General features: G+C 65.2%; 24 protein-coding genes and 1 riboswitch. Of the genes, 1 reads left to right on the top strand and 23 read right to left on the bottom strand.

What is annotated here, in order from left to right; genetic code table 11:
- Positions 1-26: 26 nt before the first annotated feature.
- From J2S96_RS00500 to hisI, 10 genes are all read right to left on the bottom strand, one after another.
- Complete coding sequence (locus J2S96_RS00500) at positions 27-1,484, bottom strand: glutamate synthase subunit beta (RefSeq protein WP_306858837.1); 1,458 nt, start codon at positions 1,482-1,484, stop codon at positions 27-29.
- Positions 1,477-6,090 (bottom strand): glutamate synthase large subunit, encoded by a 4,614-nt coding sequence (gltB, locus tag J2S96_RS00495; RefSeq protein ID WP_306858835.1) that lies wholly within the window; start codon positions 6,088-6,090, stop codon positions 1,477-1,479. Before gltB ends, J2S96_RS00500 begins: the two co-directional genes overlap by 8 nt.
- Before the next feature lie 261 nt (positions 6,091-6,351).
- Positions 6,352-7,527 (bottom strand): prolipoprotein diacylglyceryl transferase, encoded by a 1,176-nt coding sequence (lgt, locus tag J2S96_RS00490; protein WP_306858833.1) that lies wholly within the window; start codon positions 7,525-7,527, stop codon positions 6,352-6,354.
- 19 nt (positions 7,528-7,546) lie between these two features.
- A complete protein-coding gene (trpA, locus tag J2S96_RS00485; protein WP_306858831.1) occupies positions 7,547-8,359 on the bottom strand; it encodes a tryptophan synthase subunit alpha in 813 nt (270 codons plus the stop codon).
- Positions 8,359-9,741 (bottom strand): tryptophan synthase subunit beta, encoded by a 1,383-nt coding sequence (trpB, locus tag J2S96_RS00480; RefSeq protein ID WP_306858829.1) that lies wholly within the window; start codon positions 9,739-9,741, stop codon positions 8,359-8,361. The genes trpA and trpB overlap by 1 nt, the downstream gene beginning before the upstream one ends.
- 111 nt (positions 9,742-9,852) lie before the next feature.
- Entirely contained in the window at positions 9,853-10,671 is an 819-nt protein-coding gene (trpC, locus tag J2S96_RS00475; protein ID WP_306858827.1) for an indole-3-glycerol phosphate synthase TrpC, read from the bottom strand.
- Between the two features lie 2 nt (positions 10,672-10,673).
- Positions 10,674-10,946 carry an HGxxPAAW family protein gene (locus tag J2S96_RS00470; protein ID WP_306858825.1) on the bottom strand — a complete coding sequence of 91 codons (273 nt, stop codon included), beginning with the start codon at positions 10,944-10,946 and terminating at the stop codon, positions 10,674-10,676.
- An 88-nt stretch (positions 10,947-11,034) separates the two neighbouring features.
- A complete protein-coding gene (locus J2S96_RS00465; RefSeq protein ID WP_306858823.1) occupies positions 11,035-11,640 on the bottom strand; it encodes a Trp biosynthesis-associated membrane protein in 606 nt (201 codons plus the stop codon).
- Positions 11,637-13,217, bottom strand: coding sequence for an anthranilate synthase component I (locus J2S96_RS00460; RefSeq protein ID WP_306858820.1), 1,581 nt, complete (start codon positions 13,215-13,217; stop codon positions 11,637-11,639). The genes J2S96_RS00465 and J2S96_RS00460 overlap by 4 nt, the downstream gene beginning before the upstream one ends.
- Before the next feature lie 56 nt (positions 13,218-13,273).
- Complete coding sequence (gene hisI, locus J2S96_RS00455; protein WP_306858818.1) at positions 13,274-13,714, bottom strand: phosphoribosyl-AMP cyclohydrolase; 441 nt, start codon at positions 13,712-13,714, stop codon at positions 13,274-13,276.
- A gap of 89 nt (positions 13,715-13,803) precedes the next feature.
- Here hisI and J2S96_RS00450 point away from each other — a divergent pair, with 89 nt between their 5' ends.
- Complete coding sequence (locus J2S96_RS00450; RefSeq protein WP_306859867.1) at positions 13,804-14,448, top strand: TIGR03085 family metal-binding protein; 645 nt, start codon at positions 13,804-13,806, stop codon at positions 14,446-14,448.
- Positions 14,449-14,535: 87 nt separating this feature from the next.
- On the opposite strand, the gene hisF is transcribed toward J2S96_RS00450, so the two are convergent.
- The 13 genes from hisF to def all read right to left on the bottom strand — a co-directional run bounded on the left by hisF (position 14,536) and on the right by def (position 25,276).
- Positions 14,536-15,312 (bottom strand): imidazole glycerol phosphate synthase subunit HisF, encoded by a 777-nt coding sequence (gene hisF / locus J2S96_RS00445; protein ID WP_306858816.1) that lies wholly within the window; start codon positions 15,310-15,312, stop codon positions 14,536-14,538.
- A 33-nt stretch (positions 15,313-15,345) separates the two neighbouring features.
- Positions 15,346-16,206 (bottom strand): ATP phosphoribosyltransferase, encoded by an 861-nt coding sequence (hisG, locus tag J2S96_RS00440; protein ID WP_306858814.1) that lies wholly within the window; start codon positions 16,204-16,206, stop codon positions 15,346-15,348.
- A 172-nt stretch (positions 16,207-16,378) separates the two neighbouring features.
- The gene (locus J2S96_RS00435) at positions 16,379-16,642 is read right to left on the bottom strand and encodes a phosphoribosyl-ATP diphosphatase (protein WP_018778638.1); all 264 of its coding nucleotides are present in this window, start codon (positions 16,640-16,642) and stop codon (positions 16,379-16,381) included.
- 117 nt (positions 16,643-16,759) lie between these two features.
- The gene (ribH, locus tag J2S96_RS00430) at positions 16,760-17,245 is read right to left on the bottom strand and encodes a 6,7-dimethyl-8-ribityllumazine synthase (RefSeq protein WP_306858812.1); all 486 of its coding nucleotides are present in this window, start codon (positions 17,243-17,245) and stop codon (positions 16,760-16,762) included.
- A 35-nt stretch (positions 17,246-17,280) separates the two neighbouring features.
- On the bottom strand, positions 17,281-17,982 hold the full coding sequence (gene ribA / locus J2S96_RS00425; RefSeq protein ID WP_306858810.1) for a GTP cyclohydrolase II: 702 nt from the start codon (positions 17,980-17,982) through the stop codon (positions 17,281-17,283).
- On the bottom strand, positions 17,979-18,674 hold the full coding sequence (gene ribB, locus J2S96_RS00420; protein WP_306858808.1) for a 3,4-dihydroxy-2-butanone-4-phosphate synthase: 696 nt from the start codon (positions 18,672-18,674) through the stop codon (positions 17,979-17,981). The genes ribA and ribB overlap by 4 nt, the downstream gene beginning before the upstream one ends.
- Positions 18,671-19,309, bottom strand: a complete 639-nt coding sequence (locus J2S96_RS00415) for a riboflavin synthase (protein ID WP_306858806.1) — start codon at positions 19,307-19,309, stop codon at positions 18,671-18,673. The genes ribB and J2S96_RS00415 overlap by 4 nt, the downstream gene beginning before the upstream one ends.
- Positions 19,309-20,460 (bottom strand): bifunctional diaminohydroxyphosphoribosylaminopyrimidine deaminase/5-amino-6-(5-phosphoribosylamino)uracil reductase RibD, encoded by a 1,152-nt coding sequence (gene ribD, locus J2S96_RS00410; RefSeq protein ID WP_306858804.1) that lies wholly within the window; start codon positions 20,458-20,460, stop codon positions 19,309-19,311. The genes J2S96_RS00415 and ribD overlap by 1 nt, the downstream gene beginning before the upstream one ends.
- A complete protein-coding gene (gene pnuC / locus J2S96_RS00405; RefSeq protein WP_306858802.1) occupies positions 20,457-21,155 on the bottom strand; it encodes a nicotinamide riboside transporter PnuC in 699 nt (232 codons plus the stop codon). The genes ribD and pnuC overlap by 4 nt, the downstream gene beginning before the upstream one ends.
- An 83-nt stretch (positions 21,156-21,238) precedes the next feature.
- Positions 21,239-21,393: riboswitch (FMN riboswitch) on the bottom strand.
- A gap of 98 nt (positions 21,394-21,491) precedes the next feature.
- Entirely contained in the window at positions 21,492-22,154 is a 663-nt protein-coding gene (gene rpe / locus J2S96_RS00400; protein WP_284752056.1) for a ribulose-phosphate 3-epimerase, read from the bottom strand.
- Between the two features lie 91 nt (positions 22,155-22,245).
- Positions 22,246-23,796, bottom strand: coding sequence for an RsmB/NOP family class I SAM-dependent RNA methyltransferase (locus J2S96_RS00395; protein WP_306858799.1), 1,551 nt, complete (start codon positions 23,794-23,796; stop codon positions 22,246-22,248).
- The gene (fmt, locus tag J2S96_RS00390; protein WP_306858797.1) at positions 23,793-24,713 is read right to left on the bottom strand and encodes a methionyl-tRNA formyltransferase; all 921 of its coding nucleotides are present in this window, start codon (positions 24,711-24,713) and stop codon (positions 23,793-23,795) included. The genes J2S96_RS00395 and fmt overlap by 4 nt, the downstream gene beginning before the upstream one ends.
- The gene (def, locus tag J2S96_RS00385) at positions 24,710-25,276 is read right to left on the bottom strand and encodes a peptide deformylase (protein WP_306858795.1); all 567 of its coding nucleotides are present in this window, start codon (positions 25,274-25,276) and stop codon (positions 24,710-24,712) included. The genes fmt and def overlap by 4 nt, the downstream gene beginning before the upstream one ends.
- Between the last annotated feature and the right edge of the window lie 47 nt (positions 25,277-25,323).

Here is a 25,323-nt window from a genome sequence, read left to right as displayed (position 1 = left end):
GTTGGGAAAGCGTCGTGCGCCGGTCCTTAGAGGACCGATATGGCCCGGTCGGTGGGGGCCACCGGCGCGGGGAGAATGGTGCTGCCCATGAGGTACTTGTCGACGGCGGCAGCGCAGGCGCGGCCTTCGGCGATAGCCCAGACAATCAAGGACTGCCCACGGCCGGCATCGCCGGCGACGAACACGCCCTCGGTGTTGGTCATGTAGTACCCATCTCGGGCCACGTTGCCGCGGCCGTCGAATTCTGCGCTGACCTGTTCGGTGATACCGGCAGGTTCGGCACCGGTAAAGCCGAGCGACAGGAAGACCAGATCGGCCGGAAGGACGCGTTCCGTCCCGGCCTTGGGCAGGCGCTTGCCGTCGACGAACTCGGTCTCGGCGACTTTGACCCCGGTGAGCTTGCCGTTTTCTCCGACAAATTCAACGGTGGAGGCAAGGTAGGTGCGTTCGCCGCCCTCTTCGTGTGCGCTGGCAACCTCGAAGAGGGTAGGGAACGTCGGCCAGGGCTGGTGCGAGGCGCGCTCCAACGGCGGCTGCTTGCCGATCGCGAGGGTGGTTATGGACGCGGCGCCATGCCGGTGTGCCGTGCCGAGGCAGTCCGCGCCGGTGTCGCCGCCGCCGAGGATAATCACGTGCTTGCCCTTGGCATCGATCTGGCCCTCCACGGTCTCACCGGCAACCACGCGGTTGGCGGGCACCAAGTAGTCCATGGCGAAGTGGATGCCTTCGAGTTCGCGGCCAGGGATGGGAAGGTCGCGCGGAACGGTAGCACCGGTGGCGATCACCACGGAGTCGTAACGGCGGCGCAACTGCTCCCAGGTCACGTCGCTTCCCACCGCGACGCCCGTGCGGAAGCGGGTGCCCTCGGCCTTCATCTGCTCGACGCGGCGGTCGACCTGTTCCTTCTCCATTTTGAAGTCCGGGATGCCGTAGCGCAGCAGTCCCCCGATCTTGTCGTCGCGCTCGTAGACGGCCACGGTGTGTCCGACGCGAGTCAGCTGCTGCGCGACCGCAAGCCCTGCGGGGCCGGAGCCGACGACGGCGACCGTCTTACCGGAGAGACGCGCCGGCGGAAGGGGCTGTACCCAGCCGTTCTCGAAGGCGTCGTCGATGATCGAAACTTCAACCTGCTTGATGGTCACAGCGGGCTGGTTGATCCCCAAAACACAGGACGCCTCACACGGCGCAGGACACAGGCGGCCGGTGAACTCCGGGAAGTTGTTCGTCGCGTGCAGGCGCTCGATCGCTTCCTCGCCCTTGCCGCGCCACGTGAGGTCGTTCCACTCGGGGATGAGGTTCCCGAGGGGGCAGCCCTGGTGGCAGAACGGAACGCCGCAATCCATGCAGCGGCCGGCCTGGCTCTTGAGCACGCCCTTGTCCTGGGCCTCGTAGACTTCCTTCCAGTCCATGATGCGGACGGGAACAGGACGGCGTGGCTGCGTCTCGCGCTGCCGGACTTTCAGAAATCCGCGTGGATCAGCCACCGGTTACCTCCAGGATTCGGGACCATACTTCTTCGCCATCGGGATCAAGGCCCTCTTCAATGGCGTCGAGTCGGGTTTGCAGGACTGCGGCGTAGTCGCGCGGCAGAACTTTGGTGATGCGGGCTGCTGTGTCATCGAAGTTCTCGAGCAAGCGGCCTGCGAGGACGGATTCGGTTTCTTCGAAATGCTTGAGCAGGAGGGTGTGGACGATGGTGCGGTCCTCGTCGTCGAGCTCAAGCAGCTGCAGCTCGCCCGAGTCCAGCGCCTGCTTGTTCACCCGGGCAGGCTGGAGGTCCAGTACGTAGGCGGTGCCACCGGACATGCCCGCGCCGAAGTTGCGGCCGGTGCGTCCGATGATCAGCGCCTGGCCTCCGGTCATGTATTCGCAGCCATGGTCACCGATGCCTTCGACGACGGCAGTGGCACCCGAGTTGCGTACCATGAACCGTTCGCCCACCTGGCCGCGCAGGAACATTTCGCCGCTCGTGGCGCCATAGCCGATCACATTGCCGGCAATGACGTTACGCTCCGCCTGGAAAACGTTGGTGCGGTCCGGGCGGACGATGATGCGTCCGCCTGAGAGGCCCTTGCCGACGTAATCGTTGGAGTCGCCGAACATGCGCAGGGTGATCCCCGCCGGAAGGAAGGCGCCCAGCGACTGCCCGGCGGTGCCCTTCAGCGTGATGTCGATGGTGTCGGTGGCGAGCACATCGATGCCGAACGTCTTCGTGACGACGTGCCCCAACATGGTCCCCACGGAACGGTCCGTGTTGATGACGTCGACGGCGATCTTCACCGGCGTGCGGTCGCTCAGAGCCTCGGCGGCCATGCCGATGAGGCGCTGGTCGAAGTGCTTGTCGAGTTCGTGGTTCTGGCCGGTGAGGTTCCGCAGGGGAACATCGTCGTCGAACTCGAGGCCGTGCAGGATCGGATCGAGGTCGAGTCCCTCGGCCTTCCAGTGGTCGATCGCTTCACGGGTGTCCAGGACCTCGGCGTGCCCGATGGCCTCTTCGAGGCTGCGGAAGCCGAGTTCGGCAAGCAGTTCACGGACTTCCTCGGCAAGGAATTCGAAGAAGTTGACCACGAACTCCGGCTTGCCGTTGAAGCGCGAACGCAGCTCCGGGTTCTGGGTCGCAACGCCGACAGGGCATGTATCGAGGTGGCACACGCGCATCATGACGCAGCCCGAAACCACCAGCGGCGCGGTCGCGAAACCGTATTCCTCGGCACCCAGCAACGCAGCGATGACGACGTCGCGGCCAGTCTTGAGCTGGCCGTCCACCTGGACCACGACGCGGTCGCGGAGCCCGTTCAGCATGAGCGTCTGCTGGGTTTCGGCGAGCCCGAGCTCCCAGGGAACACCGGCGTGCTTGAGCGAGTTGAGCGGCGAGGCGCCCGTTCCGCCGTCGTGCCCTGAAACGAGCACGACGTCGGCCTTCGCCTTGGTGACGCCGGACGCCACCGTGCCGATCCCGACCTCGGACACGAGCTTGACGTGCACTCGCGCCGAGGGATTGGCCCGCTTGGCGTCGTAGATGAGCTGCGCGAGATCCTCGATCGAGTAGATGTCGTGGTGCGGAGGCGGGGAAATGAGCCCGACGCCGGGGGTCGAGTGGCGGGTCCGGGCTACCCAGGGGTAGACCTTCTGCGCCATGAGCTGGCCGCCTTCACCAGGCTTGGCGCCTTGGGCCATCTTGATCTGGATGTCCTCGGCGTTGCTCAGGTACAGGCTGGTCACGCCGAAACGGCCCGAGGCGATCTGCTTGATGGCGGAGCGGCGCTCCGGGTCCAGCAGGCGGTCCACGTCTTCGCCGCCCTCACCGGTGTTGGACTTGGCGCCCAGCCGGTTCATGGCGATCGCGAGCGTTTCGTGGGCTTCCTTGGAGATGGAGCCGTAGCTCATCGCTCCGGTCGAGAAGCGCTTCACGATGCTGGAAACCGGCTCGACTTCCTCCAACGGCACTACGGGGCGCACGCCGTCCTTGAACTTCAAGAGCCCACGCAGGGTCATGAGGTTCGCGGACTGATCGTCGATTCCCTTGCTGTAGGACTTGAAGATGTCGTAGCGGCGTTCGCGGGTCGCGTGCTGCAGGCGGAACACAGTCTCCGGGTTGAACAGGTGCGGTTCCCCGTCGCGGCGCCACTGGTATTCGCCGCCGCCGAGCAGGGGACGGTGCGGCAGTTCGATGCCGCCTTCCGGGTAGGCCATCTGGTGGCGTGCGGAAACTTCCGCGGCGATGACGTCAAGGCCGACGCCGCCCAACTGGGAGTGGGTGCCGGAGAAGAATTCGTCCACGAGGTCCTGGGAAAGGCCAAGTGCTTCGAAAGTCTGGGCGCCGGTGTAGGAGGCTACCGTGGAAATGCCCATCTTGGACATGATCTTCAGGACACCCTTGCCGAGGCCCTTGATGAGGTTGTAGACGCCGTCCTCGGCAGTCACACCAACGACTTCGCCCGTGCTGATGAGCTGCTCCACGGATTCCATGGCCAGGTACGGGTTCACGGCGGACGCGCCGAAGCCCACCAGCACCGCCACGTGGTGCGTTTCGCGGACGTCGCCGGCCTCGACCACCAGGGCAGTCTTGGTGCGGTTGGCGCTGCGGAGCAGGTGGTGGTGCACCGCGCTGACGAGCAGCAGCGACGGGATCGGGGCCCACTGGGCATTGGAGTCGCGGTCTGACAGCACGATGTACTGCACACCGCGGTTGATCGCGCCGGAAACCTGTTCGCAGATTTCGGTCAGGCGGCTCCGGAGTGCTGCTTCGCCGCCCTCCGGGCGGTACAGTCCGCGCACCTTCATGGCGACTTTGTCGCCGTCGGCATTTTCGATGTTGGCGATCTTGGCGAGCTGATCGTTGTTGATCACCGGGAACGGCAGGGAGACCTGCGGCTGGCGCACCTGCCCGACGTCGAGCAGGTTGCCGTTGGGACCGATGGCGCACTTCAGTGAAGTGACGAGCTCTTCGCGGATCGCGTCGAGGGGCGGGTTGGTGACTTGGGCGAATGACTGCACGAAGTAGTCAAACAGCAGCCGGGGACGCTTGGACAGCACGGCAACCGGAGTGTCCGAGCCCATGGCCCCGAGCGGTTCGGCTCCTGTGCGGGCCATCGGGCCGAGGAGGATCTTCAATTCCTCGGTGGTGTAGCCGAATGTCCGCTGGCGGATGTTCACGGACGCGGCCGTGTGCAGCACGTGCTCACGCTCGGGAAGGTCGTTGAGGTCGATCAAGTTGTCCTTGACCCATTCAGCCCAAGGGTTGGCGGCAGCCACCTCGGCCTTGACCTCGGCGTCGTCGATGATGCGACCGGCCTCGGTGTCCACCAGGAACATCTTGCCCGGCGAAACCCGGCCCTTCTTGACCACCTTGGCCGGCTCGACCTCGATCACGCCGACTTCGGAGGCGAAGACGACCAGCCCATCTTCAGTGATCCAGTAACGGCCGGGGCGCAAGCCGTTGCGGTCAAGGGTTGCGCCAACGAGGTTGCCGTCGGTGAAGGACACGGCCGCCGGACCGTCCCACGGTTCCATGAGCAGCGAGTGGTACTCGTAGAAGGCACGGCGGGCCGGATCCATCGTGGCGTGGTTTTCCCAGGCCTCGGGGATCATCATCATGATCGAGTGCGTGATCGGTCGCCCGGAAAGCCAGAGCAGCTCGGCAACCTCGTCGAAAGACGCGGAGTCCGAGGCGCCCGGCGTGCAGATGGGGTACAACTCCTCCGGGGAATCGCCCAGGAGCGGGTTCGCGAGTTGGGACTGGCGCGCCCGCATCCAGTTCCGGTTGCCCTTGACGGTGTTGATTTCACCGTTGTGGGCGATCGTGCGGAAGGGCTGCGCCAGCGGCCACGACGGGAACGTGTTCGTGGAGAAGCGCGAGTGCACGATGGCCAGCTTGGTCTTGAAGCGCTTGTCCGAGAGATCCGGGTAGAACGGCTCCAGCTGGGCGGTGGTCAACATGCCCTTGTACACGATGGTGCGCGAGGAGAGCGACGGGAAATACACACCGAACTTGTTCTGGGCACGCTTGCGGACACGCCAGGCCCGGGAGTCCAGCTCGTTGCGGTCCAGGACCTCGCCCGTCGCCGAAGCGAGGAACGGCTGTGCGAAGTAGGGCATGCAGGCACGGGCCATGGCGCCCACCAGGTCCCCGACTACCGGCACTTCACGCCAGCCAAGAACGGCCAGGCCCTCATCGGCTGCAAGTGCTTCGATGCCGGCCTTTGCGGTCTCCGCTTCGCGGGTCTCGGCAGGCAGGAAGGCGGTGCCAACCACGTACTGGCCTGGTGCGGGGAGCTCGAACTCGGTGACGGCCCGGAAGAATTCGTCCGGAACCTGCATGAGCAGCCCGGCGCCGTCGCCGGTGCCTTCGTCGGCGCCCACAGCGCCCCGGTGTTCGAGGTTGCGCAGGGCAGTCAGTGCCGCTTCCACGATGTCGTAGCCGGGTTCACCGCGCAGCGTAGCGATGATGGCCAGGCCGCAAGCGTCTTTCTCCTGCTCAGGGTTGTAGAGTCCCTGGGCTTCCGGGAGCGCAGCGAAACGCTTGAAGGGCGAGATGACACCCTGCGGTTCGAATGGTTCGGACCAGCTTGGGTTATGAAGATGGGTCATTGAAGACGTCCTTCCTCGAGATCGTGCGAATGGAAGGGACAACGTTGGCCCCACCTTGCCTGCCGTGTGACGGGCATAACAAAGCGCTAGTTACTTGAAATTGTAGGTCAGCGGGCAACACGCAACGAACAGTTACGCATATCACCGACCCAAGCTTGACCGCGGAGTTTCTGTGTGCTGCCGGGCGACTGCCAAGGTGCCACGACGCTGTGGCCGGGGGTCTCTGGGCGGTAGCCCGGTTCCCCTGTGCCGTAGCGCTGGCTACTTGGTACTGCCAGCTTCCGGCCCGGATCCGGAGACGCTGCTCGCGGCGGTTTCGGTGGACTCGGAGCCTTGATCCGGCGTGACGTCGGCATGGGGCTCCTCGGCCGGTTCCGTTGGCTCAGCAGCATGGCCCAGATCGCTTTGGTTACTCCGGAGATTACCATGAGCACCGGTATCTGAGACAGATCCGTCCGCATCATGGGCCTTCGCATCGGTCACAATCGGGCCGTTCGCCGTGGCGGGCTCATCCTCTTCGGCGGCCACGGCAGCGGGTTCCCTGCCCGGAAGATATGCCGTATCGGGTACTGGCCGGCCGCGCAGGCCCAGGACGATGAAGATGATGAGCGCTGCGACGAAAACGAAGATACTGGTCCATACGTTGAGCCGTGTGGTGATGCCGAAGAGATTGATCTGTTCGGCATCGTCAATCCGCAGCGCTTCGATCCAGACCCGGCCAAGCGTGTAGTAGATGGCGTACAGCCAGAAGAGCCTGGCGCGGCGGAAATGGAAGCGGCGGTCCAGGAAAAGGAGGACCGCGACGCCGATGATATTCCAGAGGGATTCGTAAAGGAAGGTCGGGTGGAACAGCGTGCTGCTCGGCATTCCGGCCGGAAAATTGGGGCTGTTGGGGTCAATTTGGAGTCCCCACGGCAACGTGGTGGGTCCGCCGAATAGTTCCTGGTTGAACCAGTTCCCCCACCGGCCGATCGCCTGCGCCAGGAGGAGTCCGGGTGCCGCGGCGTCGAGGAAGGCAGTGAGCTTGACCCCGGAACGGCGGCAACCAAGCCACGCACCAAGAACGCCGAGAACCACGGCGCCCCAGATGCCCAAGCCACCCCGCCAGATCTGCGGGATCAGCGAGAGGTCGCCAGTGCCGTTGAAGCCCGGGCCGAAGTACGCGTCCGGCGAGGAGATCACGTGGTAAAGGCGGCCGCCCACAATGCCGAACGGGATCGCCCAGATGGCGATGTCCCACAAGCTGCCTTCGGGAGTGCCGCGGCGCTTCCAGCGCACGGCTGTAAGCCAAAGGCCCAGGATAATGCCCAGGAGGATGCACAGGGCGTACGCGTGGATGCGCAGGCTCCCCCACGGCAGCGGAATATCAAATCCGGACCATGAGGGGCTCGGAATGCTCATGGGAGCCACTGCCGCGACGTGGAGGAGACTCTGCATTGTCTACGCTTTTCCTTTTCTAGGCCTGCGCTGTTGCCCGGCCGAGGCCGGCGCTGAGGTTCTTGGTGAGTTCCGCGACGGCGTCCACGCCGCCGTCGCGGATGGCCGCAACCAACGCGGTACCCACGATCACGCCGTCGGCGTATGCCGCAATCTCGCGGACGTGGTCTGCGTTGGAGACCCCGAGCCCGACACAGACCCTCTCGGCACCGGCTGCATGGGTGTCGGCCACAACCTTCTCCGCGCTGCTGCTCACGGACTGCCGCGTTCCGGTGACGCCCATGATGGAGACCGCGTAGACGAAACCGCGGCTCGCCTCCACCGTCATCGCCATGCGTTCCGGAGTAGACGACGGTGCCACGAGGAAGACACGGTCGAGTCCGTATTTGTCCGACGCCGCCATCCATTCGGCAGCCTCGTCCGGAATCAGGTCCGGAGTGATGAGCCCGGCTCCCCCGGCTTCGGCCAGCCTGCGCGAGAACTCATCGACGCCCATGCGCATCACGGGGTTCCAGTAGGTCATGACCAGCACGGCGGCGTCGGTGGCTGCGGTGATGCCCGCCACCACGTCGAAGACGTCGGCGACACGGAACCCGTTGGCGATTGCCTCTGTGGTCGCAGCCTGGATAACAGCGCCATCCATCACGGGGTCCGAATACGGGATCCCGATTTCAATGAGGTCCGCGCCGTTACGGGCCATGGCAATGCCGGCGTCGATGCTTGACTGAACGTCCGGGTAGCCTGCCGGCAGGTATCCGATCAACGCGGCGCGGCCCTGTGCCTTCGCGCGGTCGATCGCGGCCGCGGACTTGCTGGTCATCTGCTCAGTCATCAGTTCTGGTCCTTGCTTACTTCTTCAGTGCCGATTTCGAGGTTGCTGCGTTCGGACGCGCCCTTGGGCTTGCGCGTGGAAAGGGTGGTGCCCTTGACGTGGCCCTCTTCATCCAACATGTTGAACCATTCGGCAGCAGTTTCGACGTCCTTGTCGCCGCGGCCGGACAGGTTCACGATGATGATCGTGTCGGCCGGGTTTTCCTTGCCTTCGGTGAGCTGCTTGCCCACCTTGATGGCACCGGCAAGGGCGTGCGAGGACTCGATGGCGGGGATGATGCCTTCTGTCCGGCAAAGCAAGCGGAACGCGTCCATTGCCTCGGTGTCCGTGATCGGCTCGTAGGTGACCCGTCCGATGTCCGCGAGGTAGGAGTGCTCCGGGCCAACGCTCGGGTAGTCCAAGCCCGCGGAAATCGAGTGGGACTCGACGGTCTGGCCGTCTTCGTCCTGCATCAGGTAGGATCGGGCGCCATGCAGCACGCCTGGGCGGCCGAGGGTGATGGCGGCCGCGTGGCGGCCTGTTTCCACACCGTCGCCGCCGGCTTCGAAGCCGTAGATCTTCACTGAGGCGTCATCCAGGAAACTGTGGAAAAGGCCGATGGCATTGGAGCCGCCGCCGATGCAGGCGCAGACCACGTCCGGAAGCCTGCCGGTCTGCTCGAGGATCTGGGCGCGCGCTTCCTCACCGATGACTTCGTGGAAGAAACGCACCATCGCCGGGAACGGGTGCGCTCCCGCCGCGGTGCCCAGAAGGTAGTGGGTGTTATCCACGTTGGCAACCCAGTCGCGCAGGGCGTCGTTGATGGCGTCCTTGAGCGTCTGTGATCCGTTGGTGACGGGAACAACGGTTGCGCCCAGGAGCTGCATGCGGGCCACGTTCAGCGCCTGGCGCCGGCAATCCTCGGCACCCATGTAGACAACGCATTCCAGTCCGAGCAGTGCCGCAGCGGTGGCGCTGGCGACGCCGTGCTGACCGGCGCCGGTCTCGGCGATGACGCGGGTCTTGCCCATCCGCTTCGCGAGCAAAGCCTGGCCGAGCACGTTGTTGATCTTGTGGGATCCGGTGTGGTTCAGGTCTTCGCGCTTGAGGAAGATACGCGCCCCGCCGGCGTGTTGGGAGAACCGCTTGGCCTCAGTGAGCAGCGAGGGACGGCCCGAGTAGTTCTTGTTGAGGTCCTTCAGCTGGGCAAGGAATTCCGGATCGGCTTTCGCTTTCTCGAACGTGTCCTCGACTTCGTCCAGGGCGGCGATCAAGGACTCGGGCATCCAGCGTCCACCGTAAGAGCCGAAGTAGGGCCCGGTGGCGTTGCGGAGCGAGGCTCCGCCTTCTAGGAATACGTCCGCCACATTCTCTTGCGAGTTGCCTGTTGATGCGTCCACCATCAGTCTCACCGTCCTGTTCAGTTGGTAGTTGGGTTTTTCCGGGAGCCGCAGGGCAGCAACCAGCCGCGTTCTCTGTTGCTGTCCGGGTCCACGCCGCGAATCAGGCTTGCCTCAGGTCCTCACGGCCATGGCGGCAGCTCCGGCCGCCTTGAATTCGCTGATCCGCTCGCGCGGGGTGGAGTCGCTCACAAGGGCTTCGCCCACAAGGATTGCGTGGGCGCCGTGTCCCGCATAATGCGCGACGTCGTCGGCGTTCCGCACACCGGACTCAGCCACGACAACCGCTCCCGCCGGAATGCTTCCCGCGAGCAAGGCAAACAGCGAGCGGTCGACGTCGAGCGTCTTGAGGTTGCGGACGTTCACTCCGATGATCCGTGCCTGGGCTGCGGCCGCGCGCTCGATTTCCCCGTGGGTGTGGGTTTCCACCAGCACGTTCATGCCGAGCTCGTGGCTCAACGCGCTGAAGTCCCGCAGCTGTGCGTCGGAAAGCGCGGCGGCAATCAGCAGGATGAGGTCCGCACCATGCGCACGCGCTTCCCAGATCTGGTACTCGTCAACCGTGAAGTCCTTGCGCAGCAAAGGAATGTCGACGGCGGCACGGACCGCATCCAGGTCCGCGAGGGACCCGTTGAAGCGCCGCTGTTCGGTGAGGACGCTGATCACGGAGGCGCCGCCGTCGGCGTACTGCGCTGCAAGTGCCGCAGGATCGACGATGCTCGCGAGATCGCCCTTGGAAGGGCTGCGGCGCTTGATTTCCGCGATGACCTTCAGTTCGTCGCGGCGGGCTGACGGGCCACCCAGGGCAGTCCATGCGTCCAGTGCAGGCGCGACGGCCGCGGCGCGTTCCTTCAGCTCGTCAAGGCCAACAAGGCGGCGGCGTTCCGCCATGTCCTCCGTGACACCGACGATGATGTCATCAAGAACGGTCACAGTCAGTGGCCGGCGTTCTTCAGCTTGCTGCCGTCGACTCCGTAGCCCGCCTTGCGCATGGCCCAGCCGGCAATCAGGCCGGCGAACATGACAACAATCCCGGCGATGAAAATGGGGGTGCTGGCGATAACAAAGGCGATGGAGGACACCAGGGCCCCGACCAGCATGACAATCACGCAGGTCCACGCGGCCGGGCTGTTGCCGTGGCCGATGGCGTCGCTGTGGCTCGCAGCGGTCACAGGGGCCTTGTTCGCGGACACTGTGGTTTTGCTCATGTGAAATCTCCTCAGGGTGAATACTGCTTACATTCTGCCATTTATTGACCGCGCCCGGGACATCGTCCGGCGTCCGGACGCCCGGGTCCTACGTGGGGTCTTCTCCGCGCGAGAGGCTGTCCCAGCTGTCGATCTCGTCGACCGGCCCGGAACCCGTGCGGGCTGCCCGGCCGGCGACGTCGTATTTGGTGCGCGCTTTCCAGTACTTGCCAGCGAGCGGCAGCAAGCCACCACACAAAGCCAGCAGGCTGGCAGCTACGACGGCAAGTACGGGGAACACGGTGGACGATGCGGCCGCCTGCCCGCCGGAAATGCCGGTGGTCGCCGCAATGGTTCCTTGCGCCGCGCCGAGCGGATCTGCCAGGACCATCACCGCGGCGACGATAATGCCGGCCGAGGCGAGCACAATGATCGTTGAAATGATCCACCGCGAAACCTTGCCCGCGATGGACGAAGCAAGCCCGCCGGCAAGGGAGACCAGCGCGAGAGCAGTAACCGCGGTTGCGGCCTTGCTCCCTTGTACGTGGAGATCGGCGTTCGCCGCGGCAGCGGGATCGAGCCGGACGTTGATCCAGGTCTGCGTGGTGGTCCCGAAGACGGCGAGGGCAAGAATTGCCATGGCAAGCACGACGTTGCCTTTCCGTGCCCATACGGGAGGCTTCGCGGAGGCCGTCTGAGGGCGGGCATCGCTCACGGGGTGGAGTTCCCGTCGACGACCGTTTCCGCGGAAACCGCGTCCGGGGAAATGTTGCGGAGCGATCCGGCGGTGTGCACGGCACGCAAGGGGGCTGCCGCCTTGTTCACGGTCTCCAGCGCTTCGGAAGGCTTGTGGGAATCGGCCACGATGCCGCCGCCGGCCTGGACATAGGCCCGGCCCTCACGCAATAGTGCCGAGCGGATGGCGATCGCCATGTCCATGTCGCCCGCGAAGTCCAGGTAACCCACTACACCGCCGTAGATGCCGCGTCGGTGCGGTTCGAGTTCGTCCAGGAGGCGCAGTGCGCGCGGCTTGGGGGCGCCGGACAGCGTGCCGGCGGGGAAGGTCGCCTTAAGCACGTCGTATGCCTTCGCGCTTGGCGCCAACTCGCCGACCACTGTGGACACCAGGTGCATGATGTGGCTGAAGCGTTCGACCTCCATGAACTGCGTGACATCCACGGTTCCTGCCACGCAGACTTTGGACAGGTCATTCCTGGACAGGTCCACGAGCATGAGGTGTTCGGCGCGTTCCTTCTGGTCCGCGAGCAACTCGGCGGCCAGCGCTTTGTCGGCTTCAACGGTCTTTCCGCGCGGCCGCGATCCGGCAATCGGGTGGGTGATGACCTCATTGCCCGTCACCGTCACCAAGGCCTCGGGAGAGGATCCGACAATCGTGTATTCGCGGCCGTCGGGATCTTCGAGGCTGAAGAGGTACATGTACGGGCTCGGGTTGGTGTTGCGCAGCACGCGGTAGACATCCAGCGGGTCCGCGGCGCACTCCATTTCAAAGCGTCGCGAAATGACCACTTGGAAGACCTCGCCGTCGACGATCGCTTCCTTGCCGCGATCGATCGCGCTGAGGTACTCCTGCTCGTCCCAGCGTTCCTGGACGCTCGACGCGAAGTCGAGTGCTTCGGTCTGCAACACCGATACGGGCTGCTTGACGGGCGTGCTGACCTGGTCCAACAGCCGCTTCACCCGGGCGACGGCGTCGTGCCAGGCGTCGTCGACGCGTTCGGAACTGTTGTCGAAATTGATCGCGTTGGCAATCAACAGGACGGTGCCGTCCACGTTGTCGTGGACAGCCATGTCCGTCACGAGGTTCAGTGCCATTTCGGGAAGGTGGAGATCGTCTTCCGGGGGGCTCGTCAGCTTCTCCCAGTGCCGCACTGTTTCCCAGCCAAGGAATCCGACCAGGCCCGAGGTGAAGGGGGGCAGGCCAGGGAAGCGGTCCGTCTGGAGGGCCGCAATGGTGTCGCGGACGGCGTCGACGGGGCTGCCGTCCACCGGCACGCCAACGGGAGGCTCACCGATCCAGTGGGCCTGGCCGTCCTTGCTGGTCAAGGTGGCCCGGGACCGGGAACCGATGAAGGAATAGCGGGACCACGCTCCGCCGACGGCGGCCGATTCCAGGAGGAAGGTGCCGGGCTGGCCCTGGGCCAGCTTGCGGTAGAGCCCGATGGGAGTTTCGGCGTCTGCCAGTACCCTGAGCCGGACCGGGATGACCCGGCTGTGCGCGGCGAGTTCGCGGAACTCCTCCAGGCCCGGGCTGATGATTCCAAGGTCCTGCATGGTTTGTGTTCTCCGCCTCTTCTTGTGTTGCCTAAAGTGAATGGTGCGTGGAAGGACTAATCCCGCTCGCCTGTCACGGCGGCAAGGCTCCTGCCATCGAAGCATGTGCGCGTACCGGTGTGGCAGGCCGCGCCTACTTGGTCGACGCGGACCAGGAGGGCATCGCCGTCGCAATCCAAGGCCACGGATTTGACGAACTGGACGTGTCCGGAGGTGTCCCCCTTGCGCCAGTATTCCTGGCGCGAGCGGGAGAAGAACGTCACGCGGCCCGTGGTGAGGGTCCGGTGCAGGGCCTCATCGTCCATCCAGCCGAGCATCAGCACTTCGTCGGTGTCGAATTGCTGGATGATTGCTGCCACAAGGCCGGCGGAATCGCGCTTCAACGCGGCGGCAAGTTCTTGCGGGAGCGGACTTACCGGCGCGACGACGGGCTCTGCGGCGGAAGCGGCAGCGGGCGTGGCGACGGCACTGACTATGGGTGTTGACGGCTCAGACATCAGAACAAGTCTAGTGCCTCACGGGGAGCCGAAATTCAGCGGCGGTTCCACTGCGCAACCGAGCGCGTCTCGTGCTAGTTTCACAAGTGATGCATTTCGTCGATCCCTCCCGCGAAGTACTGGCCGAAACACTCCTGGCGGCCGGACCTGACTCCCCCACGCTCTGCGAAGGGTGGCTGACAAGGGATCTCGCGGCGCACTTGTACTTACGGGAGCGTAAAGCGGCTGTCGGAATCGGCCTGGTCATCAAGAGCCTCGCCAGGGCTTCGGACAAAGCCACGGCCAAACTGGCTTCCAAACTCAAGACAACGGAAGATTACGCCGAACTGGTGAACACCTTCCGCTCGGGGCCGCCCGCCTTGTCCCCCCTGAAGATCAAGGCCCTCGACGAGTCCTCCAACCTCATTGAATATTTCGTGCACACGGAAGACATCCGCAGGGCCGGAGACCGTTGGGCTCCGCGGGCCCTCGACGAGGAGTACTCGGACGCCCTGTGGGATGAACTGATCAAGCGCGCCGCCATTCTCTACCGCGGCGTGGATCTCGGGATCGTGTTGGTCCGCCCCACCGGTCCGCGCCACGTGGCCAGGCGGGCTCCCGTATCCGTCGCCATTGTGGGCGAGCCCGGCGAACTCCTCATGCACGCCCACGGCCGTACGCAGCACGCGCTGGTCACCTTCGAGGGCCAGCCGGACGCCGTCGCTCTGCTTCAGTCAGCCGAAGTCGGACTCTGACTCGCCGTTAAACCAGCCAACCCGCAGTAGTTGTCGTTATAGGCACCCTAACGACCACTACCGCGAGCCAGCGGGGTGGACAAAGCGTCAGCGGACCAGGAAGCCCGCTTCGCGAATCGCCGCCTTGACCTGGGCAATCATGTCGTCCGGACCGAAGTGGAACACCGAGGCTGCCAGGACAGCATCTGCCCCTGCTTCAACCGCGGGCGGGAAATGCGCCGGTTCTCCCGCGCCGCCGGAAGCGATGATAGGGATGTGGACGGCTGCGCGGACCAGGCGGATGAGTTCGAGGTCGAAGCCGTCCTTGGTGCCGTCGGCGTCAATGGAATTCAGGAGGATCTCCCCCACACCGCGGTCCGCGGCTTCCTTGGCCCACGCAACGGCGTCGATTCCGGTTCCCTGGCGTCCACCGTGCGTGGTCACCTCGAAACCGGAAGCCGTGGGCTCGGAGCCGGGCCTCGTCCGCCGAGCGTCCACCGACAGAACCAGCACTTGGGATCCGAAGTGGCGGGTGATCTCGTCGATGACGTCCGGGCGCGCGACGGCGGCCGTGTTGATCGAGGCCTTGTCCGCGCCGAAACGCAGGAGTTTGTCCACTTCGGCCACGCCCCGGACGCCTCCGCCGACGGTCAGCGGGATGAAGACTTCCTCGGCCGTGCGGCGAACGACGTCGAACGTGGTCTCCCGGTTGCCGGAAGACGCCGTGACGTCAAGGAACGTGAGTTCGTCCGCCCCGGCATTGTCATAGCGGTGCGCCAGCTCAACGGGGTCGCCCGCGTCGCGAAGACCCTCGAAATTGACGCCCTTCACCACACGGCCGGCGTCGACATCTAGGCAAGGGATGACCCGTACTGCTACAGCCATTGCTACTCCTGGAATTTTCTTTCTTGGATGGCGTCAGATGCGGCAGGCGTGGATGCTGCTGACCAGGATGGCCCGGGCGCCGAGGTCGTACAGCTCATCCATGATCCGGTTCGTTTCCTTTTTCGGAACCATGGAGCGCACGGCAACCCAATCCGAGTCGCGCAGCGGCGACACCGTGGGCGACTCGAGGCCCGGGGTAAGGGTGGCGGCTTCTTCCACGAGATCCTTGCGGATGTCGTAGTCCATGAGGACGTACTGACGGGCGACGAGTACGCCCTGCAGGCGCCGGATCAGGACCTCGATCTCCTTCACGGTGCCGTTCGCGGCACCACCCTCACCGGTGCGCCGGATCAGGACGGCTTCGGACTTGAGGATGGGCTCGCCGAAGATTTCCATCCCGGCGGCTTTGAGCGTGTTGCCGGTTTCGACGACGTCGGCGATCGCGTCGGCGACGCCGAGACGAACCGAAGACTCAACGGCGCCGTCGAGGCGGACCACTTTGGCGTTGATGCCGCGCTCGGCGAGGTAATCGCGCAGGAGCCCGTCATAGCTGGTCGCGAGGCGCTTGCCTTCAAGCTGCTCGACGCCGGAGAAGTCGCCGACCGGGCCGGCGAAACGGAAGGTGGACGCGGCGAAGCCGAGGGGAAGCAGCTCTTCCGCTTCGACCTGCGCGTCCAGCAGGAGGTCGCGCCCGGTGATGCCGACGTCGAGCGTACCTTGGCCGACGTACACGGCGATGTCGCGGGGCCGGAGGAAGAAGAACTCAATGTCGTTGTCGGGATCGACCATGACCAGTTCGCGGCTATCGCGGCGCTGGCGGTATCCCGCCTCGGACAGCATCGCGGAGGCGGCTTCGGACAGGGATCCCTTGTTGGGGACGGCTACTCGCAGCATGATTGGACTTTCTTGGGGAGTGGAAGGGGGTGTTTCAGGCATTGTGCTCACGGCACGGTCCGCAGCGTCACTGTTCCCAGACGATGCTGATCTCAGAAGGGACTGCGCAGTGGGCGCGGGGGCCACGCTTTGGCTCCGCCGGACCTTTCAGGTCAATACGGAGCGGACGTGGCTAGAGATGCTTGTAAACGTCTTCCAGGCTCAGACCCTTGGCGAGCATCAGGACCTGCAGGTGGTAGAGCAACTGGGAGATTTCCTCGGCAGCGGCTTCATCGGATTCATACTCTGCAGCCATCCAGACTTCGGCGGCTTCCTCCACGACTTTCTTGCCGATGCCGTGGATTCCGGAGTCCAATTCGGCAACGGTGCGGGAGCCTGCCGGACGGGTCGCTGCCTTTTCGCTCAGTTCTGCGAACAGCGTCTCGAAATTCTTCACGCCCTACAGCCTACTTGCTCGGGACCGGTGCCCGCCTGTCGGGCCATTGAATGACGGAAGGGATGTGAGCGAACGCACAAGGTGCGCGGGAACGCCCACATCCCTTTCGCCGGTTTGCTAGGTGTACTGCTGGAGGGTCAATGCGGTCGAAAGCGCGGCTGTCACGGCTTCGTGCCCTTTGTCCTCGGACGAACCTTCCAGTCCGGCACGGTCCAGTCCCTGCTGCTCGGTGTCGCACGTGAGCACCCCGAAGCCCACCGGCACGCCGGTCCGGACGCTGACTTCGGTAAGTCCCGATGTCGCAGCTTGGCACACGTAGTCAAAGTGCGGCGTACCTCCGCGGATGACGACGCCGAGGGCAACGACGGCGTCAAAATGCGGCGCGAGCCGGGCCGCCGCGACGGGAAGCTCGAAAGAGCCAGGGACGCGCAGCACGGTGGGCTCGGCGATGCCGGCTTCCTTCGCAGCACGCAGCGCACCGTCGAGGAGCCCGTCCATGATTTGGGTATGCCAACTGGCAGCCACGATGGCGAGTTTCAGCTGGTGGGTTTCCTCCGGGTTGAGGGTGGTGAGGTCGATGGTGGGGGCGCCGTGTCCGCTCATGGGTGTGTGGTAATCCTCAGTCTTGTTAGTACGGTTCAGTCTTGTTCGTGTTCAAAAGTGCCGGCCGTCGCAGGGGTACCGGCCGGCTCGGCCTCACCGAGTGTCAGGCGGTGGTCCATGCGGTCCTTCTTGGTCTGAAGGTACCGAAGGTTCTCCTCACGGGAGGGGACCTCGGTTGGCACCATCTCCACCACCTTCACGCCGGCCGCGGCAAGCCTGTTCTGCTTGTCCGGGTTGTTGCTCAGGAGGCGGACTTCATGCAGGCCCATTTCGGCAAGGATCTGGGCAGCCGCTTTGTAGCAACGGGCGTCCACCGGCAGTCCCAACTGCTCGTTGGCCTCGACGGTGTCGAATCCGGCTTCCTGGAGCGCGTAGGCCTTGATCTTGTTGGCCAAGCCGATGCCGCGCCCTTCCTGTCCGCGCAGGTAGAGCAGGGTGCCGCCCTCTTCGCGGATCAGCTCGAGGGCGTAGGCCAGCTGTTCGCCGCAATCGCAGCGATACGAGCCGAAAACGTCGCCCGTGAGGCACTCCGAGTGAAGGCGAACCAACGGGGCCTTGCCCGCAAGCGGCGCTTTCCGGGAGCTCACCGCCAAGTGCTCCGCACCGGTGGCGAGGTCTGTCCAGGCCTGTGCCACGAACTCGCCGAAAGCGGTTGGCAATTGGACAATCGGGCCGCCGCTCACGGGGTGCGGTGTGCGCGCGGGCGAGCCGCCGTCCTGCGTCGTCGCTGTGGTCATCGCTGCTCCTCGTTTCCTGCCGAACTAGCATTCTGGTGCCTGGCCTCCGACGCTACAACATAAGCCACAAGGTCCTCGATCGAAATCAGAGGACATCCGTGCTCGGCAGCGAACTCCCGGAGGCTGTCCAGTCGCATCATTTCACCATCGTCATGTACCAACTCGGCGATCACGCCCACCGGGGCGAGCCCCGCAAGCCGGCAGAGATCAACTGCCGCTTCCGTGTGTCCCGGACGTTCACGCACTCCCCCCTTAACGGCCCGAAGCGGAAAAATATGCCCGGGCCGGGTGATCGAGGACGGGGTGCTGCTGGAATCAGCCAGGATCCGGGCCGTGAGGGCCCTGTCCGTAGCCGAAATTCCAGTGCTTACGCCCACAGCGGCATCGCAGGACACCGTGTAGGCCGTGCCCTTGGCGTCTTCATTGACCAGGACCATGGGCGGCAGCGCCAAGGCATCGGCCCGCGAATCTTCAAGGGGAACGCAAATCACCCCCGAGCTGTAGCGGATGGTCCATCCCATGAGCGCAGGCGTCGCGTGCTCGGCGGCGAAGATGATGTCGCCCTCGTTTTCGCGGTCTTCGTTGTCCACGACAATGACGGGCCGGCCGGCTGCCATGGCTCGCACGGCCTCCTCAACCGGGTCCAGGCCCTGGCGCACCACTACAGTGCTCCCGTTGTGCGCGGCGCTCACTGGGCGGCCTCCGCCGCAGCTGCCGGCGAACGGAAGGACAGAAGCCGCTCGGTATATTTCGCGAGAACGTCCACCTCGAGGTTGACGCGGCCGCCGGTGGCCTTCGCCCCGAGTCCGGTTTCGTCCAGGGTGGTGGGAATGAGTCCCACTTCGAACCAGGGGCTTTCTTCCTCGGCCGGGCTGACGGCAGTGACCGTGAGCGAAACGCCGTCGACGGCGATCGACCCCTTTTCGGCGATGTACCGTGCCAGCGGGGCCGGCACGCCGAAGCGGAGGCGGTCCCAGTTGCCCAGCGATTCGCGCTCAAGAAGCTGCCCGACGCCGTCGACGTGGCCTTGCACGACGTGGCCGTCCAGGCGGCCGCCCGCCTGGACACAACGCTCGAGGTTCACAGTGTCACCCGCGGCAAGTTCTCCGATGGTGGTCCGGACGAGGGTTTCGCCCATGACGTCCACGCTGAACTCCCGGCCGTCGATGTCCGTTGCGGTGAGGCACACGCCGTTGACGGCGATGGAGCCGCCCAAGCCGAGCCCCTCTGTGGTGCTGGGGGCCATAAGGCGCAGCGTGGCGCTGGCCTCGCCGTCGTGCTCGACGGACAGGACCGTGCCTTGTTCAGCAACGATTCCGGTAAACATCAGTGTCCTCCTGTGGTGGTGTCCGCGGCGTCCTTGCCCGGAAATGGTTCATGGTGTTCAGTGCGCGGCTTGGTCCACGCTGGTTTGTTGCCATCGGATGGTCCGGACCTCAGGTGCAGCCGGAGGTCGCGGCCGAGCGCATGGACCGCACCCCCACCGGCGTCGTCCCAGTTCCAGTGCTGGGCGTCAGCGAGGGTGGAGATGCCAAGATCCGTCAAGGCAGGCGTACCGGCGCCCAACAGGGTCGGCGCAAGATAGACGATCAATTCATCGACCAGGCCGGCGGCGAGGAAGGCGCTGAGGATGCGGGAACCGCCCTCCACCATGACGTGCCGGACGCCTTCGGCGAACAGCAACTCCAATGCCTCGGACGGGTCGCGGGTCGGCAGCTGGATGAACTTGCCGTCAGTCCCGCGCACCGCGGCATCCGCGGGGACCTCCCGCAGCCCCATGACGGCCCGGAGCGGCTGGCTTGGCGATTCCGCGCCGTCCGCCTCCCGCGCAGTCAGCCGCGGGTTGTCGACCAGGACGGTTTCGGTGCCCACCAGGATGGCGTCGATCAAGCGGCGCAGTCCGTGGTTGTCGGCCAGCGATTCCGGGCTCGAGATCCACTGGCTGGTCCCGTCGGTAGCCGCGATCCTGCTGTCCAGTGTCTGCGCGATGTGAAGAGTGACGAAGGGGCGCCTGGACTCCACGGCCTTGAACCACTCTCTGTTCAACTTCGCGGCCTCGGCGGCAGCAAGCCCGGACTGCACGTCCACACCGGCGGCGCGCAGCCTGCCGGCCCCTCCCGCGGCCGGATCGTGGGGATCGTCGACGGCGTAAACCACGCGCGATATGCCGGCCTCAATGATCGCCTCGGTGCACGGCCCCGTGCGCCCAATGTGGTTGCACGGTTCCAAAGTCACCACCATGGTTGTTCCAGTGAGGTCCAAGCCCTTTGCCTGCGCCTTGGCGATCGCATCCGCCTCGGCGTGTGGCGTTCCGGCACCGCGATGGTAGCCCGTGATGAGTTGCTCTCCATTGGGGCCGAGCACAACCGCTCCCACCAACGGATTCGCTCCGCGGGGTCCGCGGAGGGCAACGTGCAGCGCGGTCTCCATGGCCGCGGACTCGGCCTCTGGAAAACTCAGGTTCAAGGCATCGCTCATGAGAACGCTCCTGCAGTTTCCGGCTCGGGCGTTGGCCTGAGGGGCCGGCTTTCACGCTTCCCTGCGCGCCACCAGACAAAGAATCCGGCGAGCGTGAAGAATCCGTAAAAGAGGTACATGAAAGCGCTGGCAAAGTAGCCCGCACTGAAAAGCAGCGGAACTCCCACGATGTCCACGGCAACCCAGACCAGCCAGAATTCAGTCCAGCCGCGCGCCATGCCGTATGTTGCGAGGAGGGAACCCATGAAGGTCCAGGCGTCTGCCCAGACAGGCGGGTAGGAACCCATGGAATCGAAGACGGGAGTCAGGGCGGCAGTGCCCGCAATCATGGCTGCCGCCATTCCGATCCGCACTTTGGGGCTTGCCCAACCGGGCACGATGGCGCGGCCGGCAATGCCTGAATGGAGTCCTTGCCGCCAGCGGTACCAGCCGTAGACGGCGACGCCGATGAACATGATCTGCCGTCCGGCCTGGCCCCAGAGGGTTGCCGGCGAGGCGGCACCGAAGACGTTGCCAAGAAAGACCGTCAGCAGGAGCAGGTTGCCTGCGATCCCGATGGGCCACGCCCAGACTTTGCGGCGCATGCCGCCCAGGGCGCTGGCGAGCCCGAAAATATTGCCTAGCACTTCGCGAAGAACAAGCACAGATCCACCTACGGGAATCTGTGCTTCGAAGAGCCATCGCAGAAAGTCCATGCCGTTCCTTCCCTCGAATGCCGCGATGGCTCCGGGGGTGTACGACAGCGCAATGCCGGGCGCATGGAACGCCGGACATGACTGTACGTGCTTCTCCCATCCAGACTTTGACTGTCGGTACTGGAATTCCACCAGTTCAACCGTCCGCCGTCGTGATCCCCGTGAAGGAAACGCGATGGCTCGCGGGTCGCGGACTATGACCGCCGGTTCGGAATTACACCGACCCCGGAGCACGTATGTGTGTTGCTATTCTGACACAACTGGAGCTGTGACCGATGTATTCCCGAAGCAATATGTAGCCATTTGCGTCATTGTTGGCGCGTCGCCGCGAGGCTGTCACATTGCCGCAAGGCCTGCGGCGCGCAGTCGCTCGATAGCCGCAGCGGGGTCCTCATGGCCGTAGACGGCGGAGCCTGCAACGAACACGTTTGCGCCGGCCTCGGCAGCGCGGACAATGGTCTCCTCCGTGACGCCGCCGTCGACCTGGATTGCGACGCCGATACCGGAACCGTCGATCGCGGCACGCGCCCGCCGGATCTTGGGCAGCGTGACGTCCAGGAAGGACTGCCCGCCGAAGCCCGGCTCCACGGTCATGATGAGGAGCATGTCCAGTTCGCTGAGCATGTCCAGGTATGGTTCCACCGGCGTGGCCGGACGAAGGGCCATCCCGGCCTTCGAACCGCGGGCACGGAGCTCACGGGCGAGCTTGATGGGAGCCATCGCCGCTTCCGCGTGGAAGGTCACGGACGCCACACCGGCGTCGGCGTAGGCCGGCGCCCAGCGGTCGGCGTCGGCGATCATCAAGTGGGCGTCGAGCGGGACCGGGCTCACGGCCTGTATGCGCTCCACCACCGGCAGGCCGAGCGTCAGGTTCGGGACAAAATGGTTGTCCATCACATCGACGTGGACGGCGTCGGCGTTGCTGATTCTCTTCAGCTCGGCTTCCAGGTTCACGAAGTCCGCGGACAGGATGCTCGGGTTGATACAGCACTCAGTCAAGGCAGTTCCCTCAGTGTTGGTGGCGGTGGTGGTTTTGGCAGTTCTCCAGCTTAGGCACGCGGCGCTTTGGGCCGGGGAAAGGCGCCGAAGGTTACGGCTTCTTCCGGATCAGGGCCAGGAACATCGCATCGGTTTGGTGCACGTGCGGCCACAACTGGGCGCTCAACTCGTGCCCGGCGCCCAGGTTGCCGGTCAGGCTGACCTTGTCCAAGGCTGCGCCGGCGTCGATCTGCTCCAAGTCGTCCCTCTTGCGCAGGACATCGCTGACGACGGCGGTTGTCTCGGCCGGGTGCGGGGAACAAGTAACGTACCCCACTACCCCGCCCGGTTTGACGGCGTCGATGGCCGAGGTGAGCAATTCACGCTGCAACGGACCCAGATCCGCAAGGTCCTTGGGGGTCCGGCGCCAGCGTGACTCGGGGCGGCGGCGCAGCGCGCCAAGGCCGCTGCACGGAACGTCCACCAACACGCGGTCGAAAGTCTCCGGTTGCTCCTTGCCGACGTCGCGGCCGTCGCCCACCCGCACGGTCCAGGCGTCCTCCGGAACGGCCGAGAGTGCCTGGCTGACCAGCTTTGCCCGGTGCTCCGCGGGTTCGTTTGCCAAAAGGCTCGCACCTTCTTGGAGGGCGAGGGCAGCGAGCAGCGCGGCCTTGCCTCCGGGACCGGCGCAAAGGTCCAGCCACTTCTCACCGTCCGTGGCGGCCTGTCCGAGGTCCACGGCCGCGACGGCGCGGGCCACCAACTGGGAGCCGACGTCCTGGACGCGCGTGGTGCCTTCGCGGATGGAGGACATCCGCCCGATGTCCCCACCGCTTGATAGTGCCGAGTCGATCACGAGTTCGCCCGGCGTGGCCCCGTTCTCCAGGGCCTCGTCAAGGTTGCCGATGCCCGGCAGCGCCACCAGGTTCACCACGGGGGCCGCGTTGTCTGCTTCGAGCAGCTCGGTGATTTCGCTCGCGGGACGGCCATGCATGACGAGCGACTGGCGCAGGGCCCTGACAATCCACTCCGGGTGCGCATGGCGTACGGAGGCGATCCGTGTTTCGTCGGTCTCGTTTTCCAGCAGGTGGTCGAGCCATTCCGGCAGTGTCCTGGCGGTGACTTTCCGGAGCACCGCGTTAATGAGCGACGACGGCCCTGCTCCGATCACCGCACGGGCCAGGCCGACAGTCTGGTCGAGTGCGGCATGGGCAGGAACGCGCATGGCGAGCAACTGATGGGCGCCAAGCCGCAACGCATCCAGGACTGCGGGATCGAGTTGGGCGAGCGGCCGGTCGACACACTCAGCCAGGACGGCGTCGTACATCCCCTGGCCGCGCAATGCCCCGTAGCTCAGCTCTGTGGCGAACCCGGCGTCGCGTTTATCGAGGTGGTGGTGGCGGATTCGCGAGGGCAGCACGAGGTTTGCGTACGCATCCTCGGAAGCGACCGCCCGCAGGACTTCGAATGCCACCAACCGTGCCGGATCCGCGCGCCGGGTCCGCTGGGACGGTGCGTTGGTGGAGAAACCGCGTTGCGGGCCCCTGTTGCGTTCCCGTCCTTGGGCGTTGCGCTTGCTTTCGCCGCCGGGACCGCGGTTGCCGTGGCCCCCGCCGTCCCTGTTCCCGCTGTTGTTGGGGCCGCGCCGGCCGGACTCATTCATTCGAATTCCACGCTTTCTGGTGTTGCCAAACCACGGGCCCAGTCGGCCGACGGCATCATCTTCTTGCCCGCAGGCTGGATCCGCCCGAGCTGCACGGCATGTGATCCGGTTCCGACCAGGACGTTCTTGCCGTCAACCCGGAGCTGGCCGGGTGCGAGGTCCCGGATGTCCGGGCGCAGCCCGACGGGTTCCAACTTGACGCGCTGCCCGTCAAGCATGGTCCATGCCCCGGGTTCGGGCGTGACTCCGCGCGACCTGCGGTTGATGGCGAGCGCCGGTTGGGCCCAGTCGAGCCGGCCGTCGTCGAGCGTCAATTTGGGGGCGAGCGAGACATCGCCTTGTTGGGGCAAGGGGGCCGCTTTGCCGGACTCGACGGCGGACAGTGTCTGGCAGAGCAGGATCGCACCGCTGCGCGAGAGCCGCTCCAGCAAGTCGCCTGCCGTGTCTTCAGGGCGTACGGTTTCCGTCAAAGTCCCGAAGACCGGTCCGGTGTCGAGTCCTTCTTCCAGGAGGAAGGTAGCGGCTCCGGTGATGTCGTCACCGGCGATGACCGCACGTTGAACGGGTGCGGCGCCGCGCCAGGCTGGAAGGAGGGAGAAGTGGAGGTTGATCCACCCATGGCGCGGCACGTTGAGCGCGGCCCGGGGAACAAGGCCCCCGTAGGCGACGATCGCGGCGACATCCGGCGCATAAGAAGCGATCCGCTCGGTGGTGGCGGCGTCCACCTTGGAAGCGTGGATGATGTCGATGCCAAGTGCAGCCGCACGTGCCGCCACCGGCGACGGCGTCAGGATCCGCTTGCGGCCCGTAGGAGCGTCCGGCCTGGTCAGCACGGCCACGATATCGAAGCCCGCCTCGACCAACGCGTCAAGGGAAGGGACTGCGACAGCCGGGGTGCCCGCGAAAAGCACCCTCATTCGGCAGCCCCGAAGCTGCCGAAGCTGGACCCCACGGTGTTGGCCCTCTTGGCGGTGGTACGTTCAGTCACGGAGTGGTAGTTCGCCGCGCGGATGGCCCGCAGCGCGGCCTTCCGGTCCTCACCCTCCAGGCGGTCCGTAAACAGGATCCCGTCCAGGTGGTCGGTCTCGTGCTGGAAGCAGCGGGCGAGCATGCCCTCCGCCTCGACCGACACGGGGTTGCCGTTCAGGTCCACGCCGGTGGCACGCGTGGTCCTGCGGCGGCGAACCGGGAACGCGAGACCGGGAATGGAGAGGCAGCCTTCCACCTCGTCAGGCTGGAAGTCATCGCTGTTTTCGAGCACGGGATTGATGATGTGGCCTTCCACACCGCCGATCCTGTAGGTAAAGACGCGCTGGCTGACGCCGACCTGCGGCGCGGCGAGCCCTGCACCGTCCACATCTTCCATGGTCTCGGTCATGTCCGACACGAGCTTGGCGAGCTCAGGCCCGAATTCCGTGACTGGATCAGCAACCGTGCGGAGCACGGGATCGCCGATGATACGGATACTCAAAATGGCCATGTGCTTGTCTTTCCTCACGATCGGCGAAGTTTCGGTCCCCGCAAAAG

It is taken from the genome of Arthrobacter bambusae (assembly GCF_030812595.1).
GTDB classification, from domain to species: Bacteria; Actinomycetota; Actinomycetes; order Actinomycetales; family Micrococcaceae; genus Arthrobacter; species Arthrobacter bambusae_B.
Note: the sequence above shows the minus strand (reverse complement) of the source record. Positions and strands in the feature narration are given on the sequence as shown.